This window comes from Methylosinus sp. RM1 (genome assembly GCF_011378635.1).
GTDB classification, from domain to species: Bacteria; Pseudomonadota; Alphaproteobacteria; order Rhizobiales; family Beijerinckiaceae; genus Methylosinus; species Methylosinus sporium.
On record NZ_WOVC01000079.1, the window covers coordinates 1 to 4278 of the forward strand.

At 57.2% G+C, this 4278-nt stretch carries 5 protein-coding genes and 2 pseudogenes; 3 read left to right on the forward strand and 4 right to left on the reverse strand.

Translation table 11 applies throughout. The features are described 5' to 3' along the window. Positions 1 to 155: pseudogene (locus tag FMZ75_RS20775) on the reverse strand (IS256 family transposase); the annotation flags it as partial. A 470-nt stretch (positions 156 to 625) separates the two neighbouring features. Continuing rightward, positions 626 to 868: a hypothetical protein gene (locus FMZ75_RS20780; RefSeq protein ID WP_166146122.1), complete on the reverse strand. Its 243-nt coding sequence runs from the start codon at positions 866 to 868 to the stop codon at positions 626 to 628. 335 nt (positions 869 to 1203) lie between these two features. Here FMZ75_RS20780 and FMZ75_RS20785 point away from each other — a divergent pair, with 335 nt between their 5' ends. Then, on the forward strand, positions 1204 to 2223 hold the full coding sequence (locus FMZ75_RS20785) for a LysR family transcriptional regulator (RefSeq protein ID WP_166146125.1): 1020 nt from the start codon (positions 1204 to 1206) through the stop codon (positions 2221 to 2223). Positions 2224 to 2226: 3 nt separating this feature from the next. Here the strand turns inward: FMZ75_RS20785 and FMZ75_RS20790 are convergent, their stop codons facing one another. Then, positions 2227 to 2451: a hypothetical protein gene (locus FMZ75_RS20790; RefSeq protein ID WP_166146128.1), complete on the reverse strand. Its 225-nt coding sequence runs from the start codon at positions 2449 to 2451 to the stop codon at positions 2227 to 2229. Positions 2452 to 2562: 111 nt separating this feature from the next. Between FMZ75_RS20790 and FMZ75_RS20795 the strand changes: the two genes are divergently transcribed. Continuing rightward, a complete protein-coding gene (locus tag FMZ75_RS20795) occupies positions 2563 to 3144 on the forward strand; it encodes a hypothetical protein (RefSeq protein WP_166146131.1) in 582 nt (193 codons plus the stop codon). Continuing rightward, a complete protein-coding gene (locus FMZ75_RS20800; RefSeq protein WP_166146134.1) occupies positions 3137 to 3352 on the forward strand; it encodes a hypothetical protein in 216 nt (71 codons plus the stop codon). The genes FMZ75_RS20795 and FMZ75_RS20800 overlap by 8 nt, the downstream gene beginning before the upstream one ends. A gap of 422 nt (positions 3353 to 3774) precedes the next feature. Here FMZ75_RS20800 and FMZ75_RS20805 read toward each other — a convergent pair. After that, positions 3775 to 4278, reverse strand: a pseudogene (locus FMZ75_RS20805) (integrase core domain-containing protein); the annotation flags it as partial.

Here is a 4278-nt window from a genome sequence, read left to right on the forward strand (position 1 = left end):
CGATCGGGCGACCGCTCGCCGAGCGCGGCGCCGGTCTTGGCGCCGATCTCCAGCTCCATCAGCCGCTTGGCGGCGAAACCGATCATCTCGCGCAGGAAATCGGCGTCGGGGAACTTTTCCAGAAGCGCCCGCAGGCTCATCATCTCGTCGGTCATCGGTGGGTTCCTCGGTTGCGTTGAGATTCGCAAACCGACCCTAACCGGAGAATCGTCGGTGGCCGCCGCAAGCCGCTCGCTCGCTACGGCGCTATGAAAAGCGCGCGTCGCAAGCGGCTTGCTCCCGAGCTGCTACACCACCGGTGGGGGCACGACCGGGCGTCGTCCGGCGAAACTCTCGTCGCGCGGAATATCCGGCAAACGCAAACTCGCATGCGCGTGGCCGCTCCATCGAGCAACGAGCGCGGGAAATATCGAGCGATCAGCGGTGGGACTGGGTCGCCGCGCAGAACCGGACGTCCGTCCGCTTGATTCATTGTGTCGGCGGAAGTCGGCCCCTGCCCCTACCGTTCCCACGCATCACTCATCCCGGACGCCAAAGAGGGCCTGATGCGGGTGACTTCCGGGAAGAGCCGGGTGCGGGAAAGCCGCACGCCCGGATCTGTGAGGGACGAAGCCGAATGGCCGAGCTACTCGACCATGATCACGAATTGTTGTTGAGAGCCCGTAGGTTGAGAGGCCAGGCGCCGAAGGTGGGCATCGACGACGCAATTCACGCTGACTTCCAAAAACGCGACAAGCGCTGGAACACAAGGCGCAATTTTGGTTGCGTCGGATACCAAGTTTGCTGCGGCCTCCGTGGTCAGCGTCAGCCATTCAGAGTACTCGCCCTCGAAGAAAATGAGTTGCGCGGCCCAGAAAGAAAAACGCAAAGCCTCTCGTAAATAGTGCCGGACCAGAAGCCGATCGATCGGTCGGGAGAGAAGGGCGCGCACCGCGAGGGATAGATTTAGATCAATGGCTTCGCGGACATGGAGAGGGGGGCCAATCACTTCATTGCCTCATCAATAGCATATTGGAAATCGGCGCTTCCGAGTTAGTGGGACCCGGCAGGGCGGCTCCGACCTTAAAACTCGGAAAAGAAAGCCTCTACGACGATTCTGAAGAACGGCGATCACGGCCGCCGCGCGATCCGCGCCCTCGCATAACCGCCTGAAGACGGGTAAGCTCCGCTGAAATGCACATGTTTTTATTTCGAGAGGGCTCGATGGAACCTTTCGTTCCTGAACAACGCGGTCTGCATCGCAGCGTGCTCGATGAGGATACGCTCAGAAGCGGACAGTACTGGGGAGAGCTGCGGGTTTTTCTGGCTGTCGCCAAGGCGAAGTCGTTCAATCGGGCAGCCGAAATTTTGGGAATGAGCCAGCCGACCGTCAGTCGCCGAGTAAAAAGGCTTCAAGACCTAATGGGCGCCCAGCTCGTTATCGTCACCCAACAGGGAATAATGCTGACAGAGAAGGGGCAAGCACTGGCATTCGCCGTCAGCCGTTTGGACGAGCAAGTGTTTCTTTTGATGAATGGAATTCGTTCCCGAAACGGGGACGTCGAAGGGGTCGTTCGCGTCAGCGTGACTGACGCGTTAGCGGCTCTTTTCGTCGCGCCGGCGCTTCGGCTATTTTCGCAGGACTATGCCCGCATACAAGTGCACTTGAAGACACCGCTCAACATTTCGGATTTGCACGAAAATCAGACAGACATGATGATCGGTTTTCGACCGGCCGAGTCGCGAGATTTGATTTTCCAACCGTTGGGGCATTTGCATTTCATCCCCGTCGCAGCACAAAGCTACGTTCGCGAGTTCGGGACGCCGACGCGACAAAACCTAGAGGATCATCGCTTTATTCAATCTGAATTTTATACGGCGCGAACAGGTTTATGGGATGAGTGGATACGAGCCTGCGAGCGCGGCCGAATAGCGCATTATTGCGATCATCCATTCACATACGCCATGCTCGTGAAGTCCGGGATGGGCATTGGCTTATTGGCGAGCTACACGGTGCTGGATAAGACCGCTGTGCCGCTGGATTTGAGCGTACATGTCGCTGTGCCGATGTTGCTCATTGCGGTTTCGGAGCGGCTGCAAAGTCGGCCTGCGCGGCTTGTGTTCGATTGGCTGGCGGCGAGTTTTGGCAAGGACAATCCGTGGTTCCGCGACGAGCTCGCCTTTCCGGTCGAGGAGTCGCCGTTCGACGAAGGATTTCGTCAGTTGTTCAATTTAGGAGACTGATAGTCAGTGGGTCGCGCTGCTTTTGTAAGATGCCAAGGCGGCTTTTAAAATCACGTCGATATGGGTCATGAAGGTCTGGCGGTCGTGGGGCGCCATGCGACCGATGTGCGAAGCGACGTATTTCTCCACGGCGACCACATTGTCTCCATGCTCGGCAATGGCTTTGTTGCACAGAGTGGCGAGCAGTTCGATAGCGCCATTGTCGAGGGGGGATCCTTCATTAAACATTTGCCTAAACTCCGGTTCTTCATTTGTGAAGTACGGGTCAATTTTTGCGCGGTTCGAGCTGGTTCGATGCCGAGTCAGATTGGATGCATGTATCACTCTCCAGGAGAAAAGATGATGCGCGCATTTTCATCCACGGGCAATTCAGGTCGGAACGACGTACGCGTGGCGATCGTCACGACCTACGAGGAATTGCTTCACGCTTTGATGGTTCGGGGGATTTGCTTCGTCGAAGAGCATGGCGTTGCGGCGGGGCAGACATACGACGGAAACGATTATCAGGCGACGCACATCGTCGCGTACGCTGGAGAAGAACCGATCGCTTCAGCGCGCGTAAGATGGTTTCGCGATTTCGCGAAGATGGAGCGAAGCTGCGTGCGCAAGCAATACCGCAGTCCCCGAATTCTGAAATATTTTTCGCATTTCATCTACGATCACGTGGCGCGTAAGGGCTACGATCGCTTGTTGACGCACGCAAAACCTGAATACGCCGAGATGTGGTGCCGACTCTTGGGCCTCGAGCGGACGGCCAAGGAACCGCTGTATTTCGACGAAGAGGCAGAGCCTTATGTCGAGCTGGTCAAACGGCTCACGCCGCACGCCGATCCGATAAGGGACACGGCGAGTATTGCAACGCTCTTTCGTGTCGAAGGGGAGTGGGACGCACCGTCTCGATACGAGCGCGTCGATGGATGACTTCGATCTCGATCACGGTATGCGCTCACCGATAGAGGACGCACTGAGGATCAGGCTTCTGGAGACGGTGAGGCTTCATAAGCTGATGTTCGAGAGGCTTTTGGCGGAAGAGAGCTTGTCGGACGCGAAAGACATTGCGCAGGTGCTTCGGGACGCTGGACATTCCTATATCGAGTTCTCGCGGGAATTTGCCTCGACCGAAAATTAGCACCGGGCGGAGATAGGCGGCTAGATTCGCTAACGAGGCGGGGGCGTCATGGGAATGACCGGAGATATGAAGAAATTGGGATCACGTGAGGATTTTCAAAAGATTGAGGAGGGGATCAAGAAAATCGACGAAGTGATATCCTTGATCGACTCCATCGATCCGTTGTCCAGCAATCTGTTGCTAACTACAAAGACGCTGTTGTGGAGCAAGATTCATTCGGATGGCCACCCTTGTTCCGGATGTGCGATTAGCCGAGAGATTAAGCGATTGTCGGGAAATTAGGTGGCGAGCAAAATTGTCGCGTTGCCTTTTGTTCCGCGAATCGTGTTTATTGGGGTCCAGGAATTTTTCCTTTAGGAGCAATTCGCCACCAAACGTGTCTCTGACAAGTCTTCGGTTAGCCGTGACGTGCCCCCGAAGTTTCATCCAGCGGCGAGTTGAGTCCCGGCGGTTGATACGCCCGCGGGCGTGGGGTGAGCAACAGGCGATCGGCGGAGCTGGTTGGGATTGCGCAGCCGATCGCCTGTTGCGGTGAGCGCGGCCGCATAGTCCGCCGGCGTCGCGTAGCCGAGGGAAGAGTGCGGGCGCCGGTGGTTATAATCCGTGAACCCAAGAGCGAACTTTCTCTCTCGCATGGTCGAGGCCGAAGAACAGCGTCTCGTTGAGCAGCTCGTCCCGCATGCGGCCGTTGAAGCTCTCGCACAAACCGTTCTGCATCGGCTTGCCGGGCATGATGAAACGCCATTCGACCTTGTTCGCCTCCGCCCAGGACAGGACGGCATTCGAAGTGAACTCCGTCCCATTGTCGGAAACGGTCATGCCGGGCTTGCCGCGCCTTTCGATCAGCGCCGCCAGCTCACGCGCCACTCGCTTGCCGGAGATCGATGTGTCCGGGATCGCCGCCAGGCATTCACGCGTTACGTCGT

Coding starts and splice junctions, on each gene's coding strand:
- FMZ75_RS20795 (WP_166146131.1), top strand. CDS start 2,563: ATGATGCGCGCATTTTCATCCACGGGCAATTCAGGTCGGAACGACGTA.
- FMZ75_RS20790 (WP_166146128.1), bottom strand. CDS start 2,451: ATGTTTAATGAAGGATCCCCCCTCGACAATGGCGCTATCGAACTGCTC.
- FMZ75_RS20800 (WP_166146134.1), top strand. CDS start 3,137: ATGGATGACTTCGATCTCGATCACGGTATGCGCTCACCGATAGAGGAC.
- FMZ75_RS20785 (WP_166146125.1), top strand. CDS start 1,204: ATGGAACCTTTCGTTCCTGAACAACGCGGTCTGCATCGCAGCGTGCTC.